This is a genomic window from Campylobacter concisus (assembly GCF_002165775.1).
Taxonomy (GTDB): Bacteria; Campylobacterota; Campylobacteria; order Campylobacterales; family Campylobacteraceae; genus Campylobacter_A; species Campylobacter_A concisus_E.
In genome coordinates this window covers 24488-41495 of record NZ_NDYP01000007.1, presented here as the reverse complement: position 1 = coordinate 41495, position 17008 = coordinate 24488, and the positions used below count along the sequence as shown (strand labels likewise).

The 17008-nt window shown below is 38.7% G+C and carries 20 protein-coding genes; 17 read left to right on the top strand and 3 right to left on the bottom strand.

The genetic code is table 11. From position 1 onward, the window contains the following. The first annotated feature begins 4 nt into the window (after positions 1–4). The 16 genes from B9N66_RS06670 (at position 5) to B9N66_RS06595 (ending at position 13688) form a co-directional block, all read left to right on the top strand. Positions 5–1021: a DNA-directed RNA polymerase subunit alpha gene (locus B9N66_RS06670; RefSeq protein WP_084109888.1), complete on the top strand. Its 1017-nt coding sequence runs from the start codon at positions 5–7 to the stop codon at positions 1019–1021. A gap of 11 nt (positions 1022–1032) precedes the next feature. Beyond that, entirely contained in the window at positions 1033–1389 is a 357-nt protein-coding gene (gene rplQ / locus B9N66_RS06665; RefSeq protein WP_002941584.1) for a 50S ribosomal protein L17, read from the top strand. A gap of 281 nt (positions 1390–1670) precedes the next feature. Further along, a complete protein-coding gene (locus B9N66_RS06660; protein ID WP_087580421.1) occupies positions 1671–2675 on the top strand; it encodes a hypothetical protein in 1005 nt (334 codons plus the stop codon). A 123-nt stretch (positions 2676–2798) separates the two neighbouring features. Then, entirely contained in the window at positions 2799–3407 is a 609-nt protein-coding gene (locus B9N66_RS06655) for a hypothetical protein (RefSeq protein ID WP_087580420.1), read from the top strand. Beyond that, positions 3404–4153 carry an ABC transporter permease gene (locus B9N66_RS06650; protein ID WP_087580419.1) on the top strand — a complete coding sequence of 250 codons (750 nt, stop codon included), beginning with the start codon at positions 3404–3406 and terminating at the stop codon, positions 4151–4153. The genes B9N66_RS06655 and B9N66_RS06650 overlap by 4 nt, the downstream gene beginning before the upstream one ends. Continuing rightward, entirely contained in the window at positions 4150–4842 is a 693-nt protein-coding gene (locus B9N66_RS06645) for an ABC transporter ATP-binding protein (protein WP_087580418.1), read from the top strand. The genes B9N66_RS06650 and B9N66_RS06645 overlap by 4 nt, the downstream gene beginning before the upstream one ends. Positions 4843–4915: 73 nt before the next feature. Next, positions 4916–5836, top strand: coding sequence for an ABC transporter substrate-binding protein (locus tag B9N66_RS06640; RefSeq protein ID WP_087580417.1), 921 nt, complete (start codon positions 4916–4918; stop codon positions 5834–5836). Positions 5837–6043: 207 nt separating this feature from the next. Further along, the gene (locus B9N66_RS06635; protein WP_021091089.1) at positions 6044–6319 is read left to right on the top strand and encodes a NifU family protein; all 276 of its coding nucleotides are present in this window, start codon (positions 6044–6046) and stop codon (positions 6317–6319) included. Further along, complete coding sequence (locus tag B9N66_RS06630) at positions 6306–6860, top strand: histidine kinase (protein WP_087580416.1); 555 nt, start codon at positions 6306–6308, stop codon at positions 6858–6860. The genes B9N66_RS06635 and B9N66_RS06630 overlap by 14 nt, the downstream gene beginning before the upstream one ends. Beyond that, on the top strand, positions 6838–8121 hold the full coding sequence (locus tag B9N66_RS06625; RefSeq protein ID WP_087580415.1) for a UDP-N-acetylmuramoyl-L-alanyl-D-glutamate--2,6-diaminopimelate ligase: 1284 nt from the start codon (positions 6838–6840) through the stop codon (positions 8119–8121). Before B9N66_RS06630 ends, B9N66_RS06625 begins: the two co-directional genes overlap by 23 nt. 2 nt (positions 8122–8123) lie before the next feature. Beyond that, positions 8124–8471, top strand: coding sequence for an aspartate 1-decarboxylase (panD, locus tag B9N66_RS06620; protein ID WP_002941539.1), 348 nt, complete (start codon positions 8124–8126; stop codon positions 8469–8471). 3 nt (positions 8472–8474) lie between these two features. Then, positions 8475–8789, top strand: coding sequence for a YbaB/EbfC family nucleoid-associated protein (locus B9N66_RS06615; protein ID WP_054197266.1), 315 nt, complete (start codon positions 8475–8477; stop codon positions 8787–8789). Then, positions 8786–9895 (top strand): DUF7488 domain-containing protein, encoded by a 1110-nt coding sequence (locus B9N66_RS06610; RefSeq protein WP_087580414.1) that lies wholly within the window; start codon positions 8786–8788, stop codon positions 9893–9895. The genes B9N66_RS06615 and B9N66_RS06610 overlap by 4 nt, the downstream gene beginning before the upstream one ends. Next, on the top strand, positions 9892–10791 hold the full coding sequence (locus B9N66_RS06605; RefSeq protein WP_087580413.1) for a polyprenyl synthetase family protein: 900 nt from the start codon (positions 9892–9894) through the stop codon (positions 10789–10791). Before B9N66_RS06610 ends, B9N66_RS06605 begins: the two co-directional genes overlap by 4 nt. Positions 10792–10925: 134 nt before the next feature. Continuing rightward, positions 10926–12836: a transketolase gene (gene tkt / locus B9N66_RS06600; protein WP_087580412.1), complete on the top strand. Its 1911-nt coding sequence runs from the start codon at positions 10926–10928 to the stop codon at positions 12834–12836. Between the two features lie 57 nt (positions 12837–12893). Continuing rightward, a complete protein-coding gene (locus B9N66_RS06595) occupies positions 12894–13688 on the top strand; it encodes an undecaprenyl-diphosphate phosphatase (protein ID WP_087580411.1) in 795 nt (264 codons plus the stop codon). A gap of 108 nt (positions 13689–13796) precedes the next feature. Here the strand turns inward: B9N66_RS06595 and B9N66_RS06590 are convergent, their stop codons facing one another. From B9N66_RS06590 to moaC, 3 genes are read right to left on the bottom strand one after another with little or no spacing between them, the layout of a single operon-like run. Continuing rightward, positions 13797–15035: a hypothetical protein gene (locus B9N66_RS06590; RefSeq protein WP_087580410.1), complete on the bottom strand. Its 1239-nt coding sequence runs from the start codon at positions 15033–15035 to the stop codon at positions 13797–13799. Positions 15036–15045: 10 nt separating this feature from the next. Further along, complete coding sequence (locus B9N66_RS06585; protein WP_021091143.1) at positions 15046–15312, bottom strand: HP0495 family protein; 267 nt, start codon at positions 15310–15312, stop codon at positions 15046–15048. Beyond that, positions 15287–15763, bottom strand: a complete 477-nt coding sequence (moaC, locus tag B9N66_RS06580; RefSeq protein ID WP_178140250.1) for a cyclic pyranopterin monophosphate synthase MoaC — start codon at positions 15761–15763, stop codon at positions 15287–15289. The genes B9N66_RS06585 and moaC overlap by 26 nt, the downstream gene beginning before the upstream one ends. A gap of 418 nt (positions 15764–16181) precedes the next feature. On the opposite strand from moaC, the gene B9N66_RS06575 reads away from it, so the two are divergent. Beyond that, positions 16182–17000 carry an ATP-dependent protease gene (locus B9N66_RS06575; RefSeq protein ID WP_087580409.1) on the top strand — a complete coding sequence of 273 codons (819 nt, stop codon included), beginning with the start codon at positions 16182–16184 and terminating at the stop codon, positions 16998–17000. Positions 17001–17008: the final 8 nt, after the last annotated feature.

The window sequence follows — 17008 nt, the reverse complement described above, 5'->3', positions numbered from 1 at the left end:
AAAGATGAGAAAGATTACTACATCAGCTTATATGCCAACTGAAATTGAAGTTAAAAGTGTTAGTGAAAATGTTGCTAACATTACAGCATATCCTTTTGAGGCGGGCTATGCTGTTACCTTGGCTCACCCATTGCGTCGTCTTCTTTACACAAGTACAGTAGGTTTTGCTCCTATTGGTGTAAAGATAAAAGGAGTTAGTCACGAATTTGATAGTATGCGAGGTATGCTAGAGGACGTAGCTTTTTTTATTATAAATTTGAAAAAGATCAGATTTAAATTAAAAAGCACCAGTGAGCGCGAAGTTATAGAGTATAGCTTTAAAGGACCAAAAGAGATAACTGGGGCTGATCTAAATAATGATCTAGTTGAGATCGTTAACCCAGACGCATACCTTGCTACAATAAACGAAGATGCTGAGTTAAATTTTTCAGTTATCATTCAAAAAGGTATCGGATATGTTCCTAGTGAAGAGATCAGAGAAGAGATTGAAGACGACTATATCGCACTTGATGCTTTCTTTACACCTGTTAAAAAAGCAGTTTATGATATACAAAATGTCTTGGTTGAGGATGATCCAGACTATGAAAAGATCGTATTTACTATAACAACTGATGGTCAAGTTAGTCCGATAGAGGCTTTTAAAAATTGTTTAGAAGCTATGTATCAACAAATGTCAGTATTTAAAGGAATTTTAGATATTGATGTTAGTACTCCAGTTGCTAGCTCAACTGCAGGTGGCGAGTTTTCAAAGTTACTTTCTAGCGTAGAAGATCTAAATTTAAGTGCTAGAAGTTTTAACTGCCTTGACAAAGCTGATATTAGATTTATCGGCGAGCTTGCATTAATGGACGAAAATGAGCTTAAAGAGCTTAAAAATTTAGGTAAAAAATCTCTTGAAGAGATTAAAGCGGTTATGGAAGAGATAGGCTATCCAGTTGGTGCCGATGTGTTAAAAGATGGCAAAGAGCAGCTAAGAAAGAAAATAACCGAGCTTAAAGCACAAATGAGTGTAAAAGAATAAAAGGACAATAGATGAGACATAAACACGGATATCGCAAACTTGGTAGAACGTCATCTCATAGATCTGCATTGCTTAAAAATTTGGCGATAGCTATCATCAAAAGCGAAAAGATAGAGACGACTTTACCAAAAGCAAAAGAGCTTAGAAGCTATGTTGAGAAGCTAATTACAAGAGCCAGAAAAGGTGACTCTAACGCTCACAGAGCAGTATTTGCTTCTTTACAAGATAAAGAAACAACAAATAAATTAGTTACTGAAGTAGCTCCAAAATTTAAAGAGCGCAATGGCGGCTATACAAGAATCATTAAGACTCGTGTTCGCAGAGGCGACGCAGCAGAGATGGCTTATATAGAGCTAGTAGCTGAATAATTATTAGAGAGCTTCGGCTCTCTTTTTTTAATTTCTTGAATATAAAATTCTCTTACCTTTAAAATAAAATCCTTCTTTCAAAAGCTTTCTAAAGTATAAATTTCTTTAATTATTTATCAAATTTTATTAACCAAAAAATCATAAATTTAATAGTTAAAAGTTGTAAATCCTTTAATCTAAAATCATACATTTTAAATTTTTATCTTTGAACTCTATGCTAAAATTTTATTTTATAAAGACGATATTCTTTCAAATATCTTATAAATTTCAAAGGATTTGAGATGATAGGTGGCATAAATGGAGTTGGCACAAATTTTTATGTTGGCTTGCAAAGTAGTAGAGCACAAGAGCTTGACACCAATAACTCTAAACTAAATATAGACAAAAATTCTTTAAATGATTTATCTAGCAGTTTGGTTGATGAACGAAAAAGTCATACTGATACTAGAGGTGAGCCAATAAATTTAAATGAAACAAATACGATAAAATTTCAAAAAAATAGCGAAAATCTAACATTTGCTAGCAATTTCTCGCTATCAGGCATAGCTGCTAATGGCAAGATAAGCATCTGGGGCAAGCTCATGGGATATGACAAACAAGTCAGCCAAGATGAGATAAATGATCTCAAAAATTTTATCAACCAGACCAAAGCACTTGGCTTTGGCAGAGCTCACGAAGAGATCATAGGATATTATCCAACAGATGTCGATCTCTTTGCAAAAGAGTACACGTCAAAACTTGATGGCAACACACTTCTTGGACTTGGCCATAAGAGCCACGTGGAAGGGTTTGAGATACTTGATAAAGACCTAAGCATAGATGAGTTTAAAGATAAGTGGATTGATTATGCGCTTAGGCAGTATCTTGGCGAAAGAGTCGGCGTGGAGAGCATTACAATAGGCAAAAAGGCTATCTCTATGCTAACAAGCACTAATAAGCCACCAATTGAGTACCAGACGCTACAAAATATAAATTTCACTGACGAAGAGAGTAGACAGAGATTTCTTACGCTTATGAAAGCTGGCATGAAGAGCGGGGCGGATTTTAAAGAGGTGGTAGAGGGCGTGCTCTCGCTTTATAATGTACAAAATACGGATAAACTTGATGGCAACAAAGTCTATGCTTCAGTGATCGGACGAAGCGAGAAGCTAGCTACTTACGACATCAACAAAGATGAAAAATTTGCCTATCTTAAGGAGCTAATGCAGCTTGAGAAAAACGGAGTTGATATACTAAAGCTAATGGAAAAAGTGGAGCAAAAACAGAAGTTAGATATAAAAGTGTAGGCTAAATTTAGTTTTTTTGTACCGCTTATCTTTATGATTTTAGTCATAAGCGGCTCTTTTTACTTGGTTTAAATTTTTAAATGATAGAATCTTGATTTCTATTATTAAAATTACGGAGAACTCGTGAGAAAGCTACTTTGGCTAAATCCTGTTGTAAAAAATATGTATGACTTCTCTGCGTTAAAAGAGCTCTTGCAAAACAAGGGCTTTAACATAGTAGAGTGCGAAAAAGATCATGTTCGTGATGTCAAAAATTCATATAAAAATTTATGCTCTAAAGGCATGGTTTTAGACAGTCGCTGTCCAAGAGCTGTAAATTTTATAAGATCAAATTTCAAAGAATTTTCAAACAATATTTCAAGCTTAAACCCCATTTTGATAGAGAGCGCGCTTGAGCTTAGTTCAAAGCTAAAAGAGGACGAGTGGCTTTACGTGACGACGCCCTGTGAGGATCTTGCAGAGCTTGGTAGGGAGCTAAATTTAGCGCGAACCACATTTTTGACGTGGAAAAGCTTTAGGGAGCAAAACGCTATAAATTTAAAGATGCGTAGTATCGAGCAAAGTCCGATACCGCCTGGCTTTTTTACAAATTTGGGCGTAAAAACCCTAAGTCTTGGTAGTAAAGAGAAGATACAAAACGCCCTTTCATATAAATTTAGCGAGCTTAAAAACTACCAGATCATCGAGCTTTTATACTGCGAAAACGGCTGTCACAACGGAGATGGGTTGTGAGAGAAATTTTTAAAAAGAGCATTTTGATCCTAGCGATCTTTGCCATCTGGCAGGTCGTTTGCGAGCTAGAAATTTTTACTCCATATATCTTGCCAAGTCCGCTAGCTACGCTAAAGACGATGTATGGCATGAGCCTAAGCGGCGAGCTCGCCACGCATACTATCATCAGCTTTAAACGTATATTTGCAGGCTACGCACTCTCGTTTGCCCTAGCGCTCGTGCTTGGCGGTATAGCGGCGCTTTTGCCAAAGATCAGCGTTTATTACGAGTGGATACTGGAGTTTTTTAGAAATATCCCGCCGCTTAGTTTGATCGCCATTTTGGTGCTTTGGTTTGGTATAAACGAGACGCCAAAGATCATCATTATCATCCTAGCCTCGTTTTTTCCGATGTTTCTAAGCATCCAAAAGGGGCTAACGAGCTGTGATATAAAGCTTATCGAGGTTGGTAAAATTTTTGGCTTTAGTAAATTTGAGATTTTTTACAAGATCATCATAAAAAGTGCGCTAAAAGATATCTTCGTCGGCATGCGAATAGGCTTTGGCTACGCCATGCGTGCGATCATCGGAGCGGAGATGATAGCGGCGTCAAGCGGGCTGGGCTACCTCATACTTGACGCTGAGGAGCTTTCACGCGCGGATAGGATATTTGTGGGCATTTTTACGATCGGCATTTGCGGCGTGCTCATAGATAGGCTCTTTTTGCTTTTGATAGCGAAATTTAGCCTTTTGCGAGGCGATAAATGATAGAAATTTCAAATTTATCCAAGCATTTTTATATCGGCGAGAAGCGTATTGACGTTTTGAGAGAACTAAATTTAAGCATAAAAAAAGATAAGATCACCGTCATACTCGGCAGAAGCGGATGCGGCAAAACTACGCTTTTACGCCTCATCGCCAGTCTTGAGAGCGTAAGCCTTGGCGAGATAAAATTTAAAGAGCAAGCAAAGATCGGCTTCGTCTTTCAAGAAGCCCGCCTTATGCCGTTTCTAAACGTCTATGAAAACATCGTATTTGCGCTTAAAAAGCATGAGATAGAGGCTACAAAGATCGATAGTCTGATATCTATGATAGGACTTAGCGACTTTAAATTTGCCACTGTTTCGCAGTTATCTGGCGGTATGAGCTCGCGCGTTTCGCTTGCTAGAGTGCTTGCGTACGAGGCAAATTTGATCCTCATGGACGAGCCGTTTGCCGCGCTTGATGCATTTACGAGGGCTAGCATGCAGGCTGAAATTTTAAAAATACAAGCCGGCAAAACCATCCTTTTCGTCACTCACAACATCGATGAGGCGCTATTTTTGGCTGATGAGATCATCTTGCTTGAAAAGGGCGGGATAAAATCAAACTACGACCTATCAAATTTAGCAAAGCCAAGAGATCTGCTAAGTGAGGAGCTAATAGCCGTAAAACGCAAAATTTTGAGTGAAATTTAGAATAAAAAATGATAACTAAAACTAAAATGAAGCAAAAAATTATATAATTTATAAAATTTTTAAAGGAGCAAATATGAGAAAGTTTTTCAAGGTTTTGTGTGCGGCCTCTTTGTTTTGTCTAGTCGCAAACGCAAGCGAAGGCTTAGATAAGATCGGCATGACCTACGTCAAATCGCCGCTAAACGTCCCATCGATCGTCGATAAATTTAAAGGCTTTTATGCGAAGTCTTTTGGCGTGCCGGTCGAGTACTCCGAGATCACCTCAGGTGCGAAACAAACGCAAGCGCTCGCTTCAAATTCGCTCCAGTTTCTAAACTGTGTGGGCGGCACTTCGGTCATACTTGCAGCTGCAAATAAGGCTGACATAAAGATCATAAGCGCCTATTCAAGGGCGCCAGAGGCATTTGTGATATTTTCTAAGGACCAAAACATAAAGTCGCCAAAAGATCTAAAAGGTAAAAAAGTAGCAGGTCCAAAAGGCACTATCTTAAACGAGCTTTTGGTTAGATACCTAGCGCTTGGCGGGCTTAGCATAAACGACGTAGAGTTCATCTCTATGGGTATCCCAGCTGCGCAAGCCGCGGTAGAAAACGGCAGCGTCGATGCAGCGCTTCTTGCTGGACCAGCTGCTTATAATGCTAAAAAATCAGGACTTAGTGTCGTAACAACAGGCAAGGGTGTCATCACTCCAGTCATCGTCACTGCCACAAGCGGAGAATTTTACAAAAAGCATAAAGACGTAGTTGAGAAATTTAAAAAGGCTCAAGATGAAATTTTGGCTTTTATGAAAGCAAATGAGGAAGAGGCATTAAAATTTACAGCTGAAGAGACCGGTCTTAGCATAGAGGCGGTAAAGAGTATGTATCCGCAGTATGACTTTAGTCCAAAGATCACTGCTGATGACATAAAAGCACTTGAAGCTACGCAAGAATTTATGCTTGAGAGCAAGATGATCGAGCAAAAAGTAGATATAAAATCACTTCTAATAGATTAAACAAAAAGGGTAAATTTGCCCTTTTATCCTAAAACTTATAATCAAAAATTTACTAAATTTTAGCTCACGCATTTAATAATCAAAACTGACTAGGTGTGTCAAAAAGGTTTAAATTATAAAGCAAAATTAGCGCTAAGCAAAAATATAGCCATTATTTTTTGCATTTTTATTTTGCTATAATAGCCCAAAAATTTAATAGGAAAAAATATGATCCCATTTAGCGATGAAGAACTTTTAAAACCAGTCAGTGCGAGTTTGCAAAAGGTATTACCAATGCTTGAAAATGATGGCGGTGGCATGGAGCTACTTGGCATAAAAAACGGCAAAATTTACGTAAGACTCACAGGACATTGTCATGGATGTGCAGCTAGCACAACTACACTAAAATATGGACTCGAAAGACAACTTCGTATGGATATTCACCCAGAGCTTGAGGTCGTAAATATCCCGATCGGCGAGGAATTTGACATTGATAGATTATAAAAAAATAGGCATTAAACACTTTAAACGCTCAAAATTTAAAGAAGCGATCTTTTACTTCTCTCTAGCTTACGAAAAGACACAGGATAAGAATTTACTATTTTTGATACAAATTTGCTCCCTTGGCGAGAAAAATGCAGAGGAAGCAAAGCTCTTGTTTGACTACTACATGGCTAAGGTAAGAGCTGGCGAGGACGACGAGGGCGTGGAGGAAATTTTAAAAATTTTAGAGTCTAGAGACGAGGAGAGCGAGTACTTTGAAGAGCAAGACGCGATAAGCTACGAGGACTTTAAAAGGGCTGTTTATAAGGACGGCAGCTTCAAAAAGGTCTTTGAAAATATCATGTTCTCAACCAAGGTAATGATCTCAAACAAAGATGATTTTTTAGAATTTTTGGGAAATTTGATAAAAAATGACTTCATCGAAATGAGTATAAACTATCTTGAGAGTGCGGCGGTGATGTTTGGCGGTGATGAGCGCATAGATCAGCTTTTTAGAGAGATACAAAAAAGACAAAACAATGAAAATATCAGTAGAAAATAGCTTCATAACAGATGACTCAAACGAGTGTGAAAATGGCTCATTTTTCGTGCAAACTGCTGCAAACGCAAAATTTGCGGAGGCAGCGGTAAAAAATGGTGCAAAGATAATCAGCCTTGAAGAGTGCAAGAAGCTTTTAAAAATCGATGAAAGCTTAAAGATAGTTGGCATCACTGGCACAAATGGCAAGACCACAACGGCTGCGGCTATCTATGAGACTTTGCGAAACTTAGGCAAAAAATGCGGCTTAAGTGGCACAAGAGGGGCATTTGTAGAGGGCAAGCAGATAGATGACAAGGCGCTTACGACGAGTGCCATTTTAAAGACGCTTTCTTACCTCAAAGCAGCTAGCGAGCAAGGCTGCGAGTACTTCGTGATGGAGGTTAGCTCACACGCGATAGCTCAAAAGCGTATAGAGAGCTTGAAATTTGCTCTAAAAATTTTTACAAATTTGACTCAAGACCATCTCGACTACCACAAGAGCATGGAGGAGTATGCTAGAGTAAAATCAAGCTTTTTTGACGATGAGAGCGTGAAGCTCATAAACATTGACGATGGCGGAGTTAAATTTAACCCAAAAAACGCCTACACGTACGCGATCAAAAAGCCAGCTAGCTTTGCGCCGATAGTTTATGGGCTAAAGGACGGCATAGACGCAGTTATCAAGACGCCAAATGGCGATGTGGAGATAGACTCAAGCCTTCAAGGCGAGTTTAATCTTTATAACCTAATCGCCGCTCTTGGCGCCGTTTGCTTGCTAGAGCGACCAGATACAGTCGCACTTTCAAAGGCGATAAGTAAATTTAAAGGGGTTAGCGGCAGGATGGAGGTCGTTAGCGCTGATCCGCTAGTCATTGTGGATTTTGCTCATACGCCTGATGGCATCGAAAAGGTACTAAACTCACTTAGGCATCTAAATTTGATCGCGGTCTTTGGCGCAGGCGGTGACAGGGATAGGACAAAGCGCCCAAAAATGGGAGCGATCGCCCAAAAATACGCAAGAATTTGCATCGTTACAAGTGACAATCCAAGAAGCGAAGAGTCAGAGAGCATAATAGATGAAATTTGCGCTGGCATGAGCCAAAATGAAAATTTGATACGAAACGCCAACCGCAAAGAGGCGATCGCACTGGCTATCAGCAAGCTAGAACCCGGCTGGGCGCTTGTCATACTTGGCAAAGGCGACGAGCCATATCAAGAGATAAAGGGCGTCAAACATCCATTTAGTGATAAAGAAGTGGTAATTGAACTTTTAAAGAGGTAAAAATGAATATAGAAATTTTAGCTAGTAAGATCCACAGAGCTGTCGTAACAGACGCAAATTTAAACTACGTTGGCTCGATCAGCATCGGCGAGGAGCTTATAAAGGCCGCAAATTTGATAGAAAATCAAAAGGTAGAAATTTTAGACGTAAACAACGGCGAGAGATTTGCCACCTACGTGATAAAAGGCAAAAAAGGCGAAATTTGCCTAAACGGCGCAGCTGCTAGAAAGGTTTGCGTGGGAGACGTGGTCATCATCGTGGCATACGCTAGTATGAAATTTAAGAAGGCTAAGAAATTTAAACCAACCATCGTACATGTAAATAACAAAAACGAGATCATAAAGGAGTAGGCGATGTTTGAGGGATTTGACTTTTCAAAGATGGGGCAGATGCTTGAGGATGTGCAAAGACAGGCCAAGCAGATAGAAGAAGAGAGCAAAAATAAAGAATTTGGAGCAAAAAGTGGTGGCGGACTTGTAAGCGTGAGAGCAAACGGAAGCGGCGAGATACTTGATATCAGCATAGATGATAGCTTGCTTGAAGATAAAGAGAGTATGCAAATTTTACTAATAAGCGCCGTAAATGACGTGCTAAAGTCAGTTGAGGCTGATAAGAAAAACACTGCTTCAAGGATGCTTGGCGGCCTTGCTTCGATGGGGATAAAATGAGACTAAAATATAAATTTGCCCTTGCATTTTTGCTAACAGCACTTTGCCTAAACGCCGATCCTAGGCCTACGCAAGAGGACTTTAACGCCTGCTTTGAAAAGAACAAAAACTCAATCGTCTCAGTAAATAAACACTTTGGCGTGGCTATCACTAAAAATTTGATCGCAGTGCCAAAAAGTGACGGAGCCCCGCTTGGAGAATATGTCAAATTTGACCCGTATTTGCAGCTTTTCTTAGTGCGCTCTAGCAAGGAGTTAAGCCCTGTTGTGATGGCTGATGAGACCAACGAGGAGCGCATCAAAAAGAGCACTTGGGTTGGCATCTTAAACGACTCTAACAACACCGTCATGGGTCACATCAAGTCTTTGGGGCAAAATTTAGGCGACTTTGACACGCTAAGCTTCGAGTATAACGCGACTGGCGAGATAAACACGCCTTGTTGTAAGATGATAGGCATAGCTGTTGGAGCTGATAAATTTATACCAAACCGCTATTTAAAGCACTTTGTATCTTACGATGACGTATATTACGGCGATATCGGCGTGAAATTCTTGCAAAAAGAGGATAAATTTTTTGTGGGTCTTGTTGATCCACTGGGCCGCGGCAAGATGATGATGGTAGATGATGAGCTTGTTACGATAAATGGCATAAAACCAAAGAGTTTAAGAGAGCTAAATGAGATGGTACTTTTTGCTCCAAAGGGTGCAAAACTGGACATCATCGTGAAGCGTGATAGGCAAGAGCTACTCTTTCAAGTGCCAGTAAGCGGGGATGTGAAATTTAACCAAAGCCTCGACATTGACGCCCCTTCAAGCCTTGATCTGCCAAATTTAAATGTCATGCCAAAGTCGCCTGAGAGCTTGTTAGATGATAAAGTTTTGGTGGATTATGGTATCACGGTTGATAAAAATTTAGTCGTTACTAAGGTCGAGCCAAAGTCAAATGCCGACATCTTTGGTATCAAGACCGGCGATAAAATTTTAGGCTACAACAAAGAGAGTGTGAATAGCCGCGAGGAGCTTTTAGAAAAGATAAGCGACCTGCAAAATTTCGTACTTTTATTTACTAGAAACGACTTTCAGTTCTTTGCAAGAGTGCCAAAATGAGCCTACTTGAGGACTTCGTAAAATTTCTAAATGCAAATTTGCCAAAGGCGCCTAGCTTTCATCCTTACTACGAGGAGGCGCTTGGGGTGATGCTAAAGGCTGGAGGCAAGCACTTTAGGGCGCTTTTGCTTCTTGGTGTGGTCGAAAACGTCGATAAAAGCCTCACGCAAAAGGCGATGAGAGTGGCTTTGGGCCTTGAGATGATGCACACTTATTCGCTCATTCATGATGACTTGCCTTCAATGGACGACGCAAGCCTAAGACGCGGCACGCCAACACTTCACGTAACCTACGACGAGACGACTGCGATACTTGCAGGAGATGCGCTAAATACGCACGCTTTTTATGAAATTTCACGTGCTGATTTACCAGCTGAGACGCGTATAAAATGCGTAGAAATTTTAAGCGAAAATGCTGGCGTTAGTGGCATGGTGCTAGGTCAGGCGCTTGATTGTTTTTTTGAAAATACAAACAAAGAGGACATCAAAAGGGTAAAGGCTAAATTTGGACTCTCTGGCAAGATGCTAAACCTTGATGAGCTAGTATTTTTACACATCCACAAAACCGCAAAGCTGATCGCCGCTAGCCTAAAAATGGGTGCTGTGATAGTAAATTTAAGCGAAATAGAGTGTGAGAAAATTTATGATATCGGCTTAAAACTTGGGCTCGCTTTTCAGATACAAGACGACATCATCGATCTTACAAGCGACGAAGTGGTCGCTGGAAAGCCTGTGCATAACGACTTAGCTAAAAACTCATTTACAAATTTACTTGGCCTTGAGGGCGCTAAAAAGAAAAAAGATGAGCTTATTTGCGAGATAGAAGAGGCACTAAATCAGATAGATACCAGTATAGCTAAGATGATCTTAGAGCTTACGGATAAACACCTTAGATAAAAGCTAGAAATTTCTAGCTTTTTTACTACTAAAAATTTACAAAATTTATATCACTTTTTAGACATTTTGGACAAAAATGCAAGGCAAGTTTTAATCACTTTTTTGTATAATCTGGCGCAATAAAAGGAGATCATATGCTAAAAAAACAAGCCGATACTATAAGATTTTTGTGCGCTGATATGGTGCAAAACGCTAACAGCGGACACCCAGGTGCTCCTATGGGCCTAGCTGATATCATGGTGGTTTTAAGCAACTTTTTAAAACACAATCCAAAAAATCCAAAATGGTTAAATAGAGATAGGCTAGTTTTTAGCGGCGGTCACGCGTCAAGTTTGGTCTATAGTTTTTTGCACCTAAGCGGCTACGATCTAAGCCTAGATGAGCTTAAAAATTTTCGCCAACTTGGCTCAAATACTCCAGGTCACCCAGAAATTCACACTCCAGGCGTTGAGGTTGCTACTGGCCCGCTTGGTCAAGGCGTAGCAAATGCAGTCGGCCTAGCCATGGCAGAAAAATACGCTGCAAACGTTCTAAATGAACCAGACAATAAAATAATCGATCATAAAATTTACTGCCTTTGCGGCGACGGCGACCTAGAAGAGGGTATAAGCTATGAGGCATGTTCGGTAGCCGGAAATTTAAGACTGGACAACCTTGTGCTCATCTACGACTCAAACAACATTACGATCGAGGGCGACACAGCGATCGCATTTAGTGAGGATGTAAAAGCGAGGTTTGAGGCACAGGGCTGGGAGGTCGCTCGTATCGATGGACACGACTACGATCAGATCGAATTTGCACTTGAGCAAGCAAACGAGAAAGAGTCGCCATATCTTATCATCTCAAACACACGTATAGCACGTGGTGCAATGGAACTTGAAGGAAGTCACCACAGCCACGGCGCACCACTTGGCGAAGAGATCATCAAAAAGGCAAAGGCTGCAGCTGGCTTTGACCCTGAGAAGAAATTTGCCATTGACGAGGACGTGCTTTTAAGATTTAGAGGTGCGGTAGAAAAGGGCGATTTAGAAGAAGCGATGTGGAACAAAAAGGTTGAGGCACTAAGCATTGAAGGTAAAAATTTACTAAACTCACTTCTTAATCCAGACTTTAGCAAGATCGAATTTCCAGACTTTAGCGACAAAAAGCTAGCCACAAGAGATACAAACCACGTCATTTTAAATGAGATAGCTAAAAAACTACCTGGCTTTATCGGTGGTAGTGCTGACTTAGCTCCTTCAAATAAGACTGAGCTAAAGGGTATGGGCGACTTCCCAAATGGCAAAAATATCCACTACGGCATCAGAGAGCATGCCATGGCAGCTATCAACAATGGCATCTCAAGATACGGCCTTTTCTTGCCATTTTCAGCGACATTTTTCATCTTTAGCGACTATCTAAAGCCAAGTGCGAGGATAGCAGCGCTAATGGCTATAAAACACTTTTTTGTCTTCACACACGATAGCATCGGCGTTGGCGAAGATGGTCCGACACATCAACCTATCGAGCAGCTTAGCACATTTAGAGCGATGCCAAATTTCTACACTTTCCGCCCAGCTGATGGCAACGAAAACTCAGCTAGCTGGCAAGTGGCTCTAAATTTAAACGCTCCAAGTGCCTTTGTGCTTAGCCGTCAAGGGCTTGACCCACTTGCAAAAGGCGAATTTGGCGAGGTTAGTAACGGCGCATATCTGTTAAGCTCGGCAAAAGATGCAAAGATAACATTTATAGCAAGCGGTAGCGAGGTCTCACTTTGCGTAAAAGCAGCCGCACTTCTAGCTGAGCAAGGTATCGGCACAAACGTCGTGTCAGCTCCTTGTTTTGACCTACTTTGCGAGCAGCCAGATGAATACGTGGCTAAAATTTTAGATAAAAATACAACCATCATCGCAGTTGAAGCTGCAACTGGCTATGAGTGGTATAAATTTGCCGACGCAGTTTATGGTATGAATAGCTTTGGCGCTAGTGGCAAGGCGAACGAGCTATTTGATCACTTTGGATTTACTCCGCAAAAACTTGCAAATTTCGCTAGCGAAATCATATAAATTTAATCTTGGGGAGTAAAATCCCCAACTGCAATCTAAAATCAAAAAAGGCATTTTATGGAAATTTCTCATGTTATTGTTTTGGCCTTGGTGCAAGGCATAAGCGAATTTTTGCCGATATCTAGCTCGGCTCATCTTATCTTGGTGCCAAAGCTACTTGGCTGGCCAGATCAAGGTCTTGCCTTTGATGTGGCAGTACACGTTGGTACGTTAAGTGCGATACTTTTTTATTTTAAAGATACGATTTTTAAGCTATTTCGTGACTTTTTTGCCTCGATCGCACAAAGAAAGATGGTGGGCGATAGCTTGCTTGTCTGGTGTGTGGGCTTTGCCACCATTCCAGTTGGGATCTTTGGGCTTTTATTTAACAACGTTATCGAAGAGTACGCAAGAAGCGGCATTGTGATCGCTATTACTACGATCGTCTTTGGCATAGCGCTTTACTTTGCAGATCTTCGCTCGACAAATAAAAGCGAATATGAAATGACCATAAAATTTGCGCTTATTATCGGCCTTGCTCAAGCTGTGGCGCTCATCCCTGGCGTCTCAAGATCAGGTATAACGATGACGGCAGCCTTATTTTTAGGTTTTAGCCACAAGGGAAGTGCGAATTTCTCATTTTTGATGTCGATCCCAGTCATCATCCTAGCCGGTGGACTTGAGAGCATCAAGCTCATAAAAGACCCAAATGCTCTGCCATGGAGTGACATCGCCCTTGGCGTCATCATAAGTGCTGTTAGTGCTTATCTCTGCGTTAAGCTATTTATGGGGATCATCTCAAGGATTAGGATGCTTCCTTTTGTTATCTATCGCTTGATCTTGGGAGTATTTTTGCTTTATCTATTTTTATGATTTTAAAGCTTTAAAAAGTAAAAGCCAAGTGTGAAAAAAATTTCACACTTGGCAAGAATATTTAGCGTGAGTATCTTTCAAGAAAAATTTCAAGATAAGCTTGGTGATTTAATCCTCTTTTTTATCTTTTTTAATAACATTTAATAGATCTTTTGCAGCTTGATAAGCCCTATCTCCAAATTTCTTGGCTTCTGATTTGATGTCAATTTGTTTGATGTCTTCAAATTTTTCATTGGCTTTCTTCTCAAGATTGGCGATCTCTTGTTTGATCTCTTCGATTTTATCGTTTGTATCAAAATTTAGTTTTAGCTTTTTACTCTTGTCATTTAGCTCTTGCTTTAAGGCTTCAAATTTATTATTTGCCTCGCTCATAAGCTTTACCATGCCGTTTGACTTTAATTCTTCTATCCTTGAAATGATCTGCTCTCTTGCTTGATCGCTAATGCGTTTAAATTTTGCGAGGTTTGTATCTAGCTCGCTATTTATCACATTTTCGATTTCATTTCTTGCTACACCTTCAAATTCTTTTTCAAGTTCCCTAAGCAATGCTATAAATTCTTCATCAATATTTTTTAAGTTTAGTAGTTGTGAGTTTAGCCTAAGCTCATCTGGAGCAAATTTCGCCTCATCTTTAAGCTTTTCTATGGCTCTTAAAATGCCATCTCTTGTGCCACTTATCGCTCCACTTATCAGCTCTTTTGCAAAAATATGACCCTCATCTGCTAAATTTGCCGCTGCTATGATGATATTTTTTGAAATTTCAAGTATCCGCTCTTTGCTAAACTCTCCTCCAATTATCGCAACATAGGTCATATTTTTAGCTATCGCACCAGCTGTTTCCTCGACATCTTTTGCACCTTCAAGAGTTGTTAAAAATGCGATTTGAGCACTCTCTTTTAAGATACCAAGAAGCCTTGTTTCTCTAATGATCGCATTGTTTAAAAGCTCTAAAATTTCCTCTTTTTCACTAAAATTTCTATCTTTTACGACCTCTTCAGCTGCTTCAAATGAAATTTTGAGCCTATTTTTTATCTCTTCACGTTTTGCTTCTATTGCACGATTTAGCTCATCTTTTTTATCAAGTAGCTCGTAAAGTGCCTTTTCTTCAGCACCGACAATGGCTTGATTTATTCCCTCCATGGCACTTTTTAGATTTTTTGCATTTATAAGATCTTCTTTGTTCATTTTGTCATAAAGCTCATTCATTTTAGCCTTTAAAATTTCTGGCAAAGCATTTATATCTTTGTTTGCAGCATCTTGAAAGAAGTTATTGCAAAGAGCTTTTATACTTATTAATAAGCCATCGCTGCTTTTATAATCATGTAAATTTTGTTCTAAATTATTCATATCTTTTACCTTATAAAACGTATTTTGCTTCGTGTTTTAGTGCTGAAAATATCTCTAGCCTCTCTTCTTCGCTCAAAACTAGTACGGCTAGGTCATAGCTAGCGTACTTTTTATCTTTGCTAAATTTTGAAAAAACTAGCTTAAATTCTCTATCTTTTACTATCTCTTTTACCTTTTCTTCTACATTGACATCAGCATCAAATATTATTTTGTATTCCCAATGCGTTGGGTAATCAATTTTTGCTTTTTTGTTATTTAGATCGCATATACTCGCCACTTTTTCCTCCTGTTTTACTCTCTAATACGATATTACTTATTTCCATGCTTTTATCTATAGCTTTTACCATATCATAAATGGTCAAAAGTCCCACGCTTACGCCAGTTAATGCCTCCATCTCAACACCTGTTTTGCCCTCTATTTTTACGCTCACATAAAGCTTAAAAGCACAAATTTCAGATAGCTCTTCGATATCACAATCCACACCTAAAATAGCCAGTGGATGGCACATCGGGATTAGCTCGCTTGTCTTTTTTGCACCCATTATCGCAGCAACGACAGCTGTTTGAATGACTGGACCTTTTTTGCCAGTATTTTCTTTTATCGCTCTAAAGGCCTCTTTGCTCATCTTGATGATCCCGCTAGCAGTTGCTACTCTTTTTGTAGGATCTTTTGGGCTCACATCGACCATTTTTGGACGATCTTTCTCATCTAAATGCGTTAGCATTATCTCTCCTTTTTTGGCGGATTATAGCCTATTTAAACAAATTTAAATTACCAATGGCTTTAAGCTAAAAATATATCAAATACATAAAATTTAGCTTTTTACTTAAATGCTGAGAAAATTTCTCATTACTTAATATAATTATTTAATTTAAATAATTTTCTTAAGAAATAATTCAAATTTAAATTATTATACAAATTAGCACTAAAAATAAGTGATTCAATAGATAATAAATTTTATTAAAACTATATTAGTATTGATTAAATCATAATGTCTATATAATGTAAATAATAAAATTTAAAAAAATTTATTGATATTTTTCTTTAAAAGCTTAAAAAAATAAATTAATCGCTAATTTGCTTTTAAGAGTTAAGTATGTATAGTTTTTTTGCTTATTAAATTTATGATGAAAGTGTCTTGGAACATGAGATTTCTGCTTTGTATAAGTTTGTTTTTGATAACAGCTTTTGCCCAGCAATTAGGCTGCTTTATTAATGAAAGCAACCAAAGCATCGTCTTTATAAAAGATGGGCAGATTAAAAATCTGGATCTAAAAGAGACGATTTATAAAAATCAAGAGTGCGGAAATGATGGAGAATTCTTTTATATCGCAAATTTAAACAATGAGATTATTGAAGTGGCAAATGAGAGAAATTTCTTATTTGCCATGCCAAATGTTGGCTGTAAAATTTCGCAAATTATGGCAATTAAAAATAAAATTTACGTAGCTTGCGATATGGCAAATGAAGTCAGCATAGGCGTTTTTGATAAAAATCTAAATAAACTTTTAACTAAAAATTATAAAGATGTTTATAAAATTTCAAGCCTTTTGCCAATTGATGATGAACTATTTTTTACAAGCTTTAATGGCAAAGCATTTTTGCTTGATAAAGAGCTTAATTTAAAAGAGAAAAAGCGTGTTGGTTTTGCTCCGCTTGGCGCCTGTAAATTTAAAGGGAATGATATTTTGCTTGGCTTTAGAGATGGAGAAATTTTAGATTTTAAAAGTGGAATTAAAAAACAAGTTTTAAAATCTAAAATTTCAGCTCTTGCGTGTATGGAGGATGAAATTTTTATAGGTGGTGGGGATGGAGTAGTCTATAAATTTGACAAAGATCTTAAGCTAAAAGGACAAAAGGCTCTTTTTAGCAATGAGATAAAAAGAATTTTTATAGATAAAGGCGTCTTAAATGGCGTAAATTTAGACAATGAGATAAAAAGTTTAGAGATAAATTCATTTTAAAAAGGAGA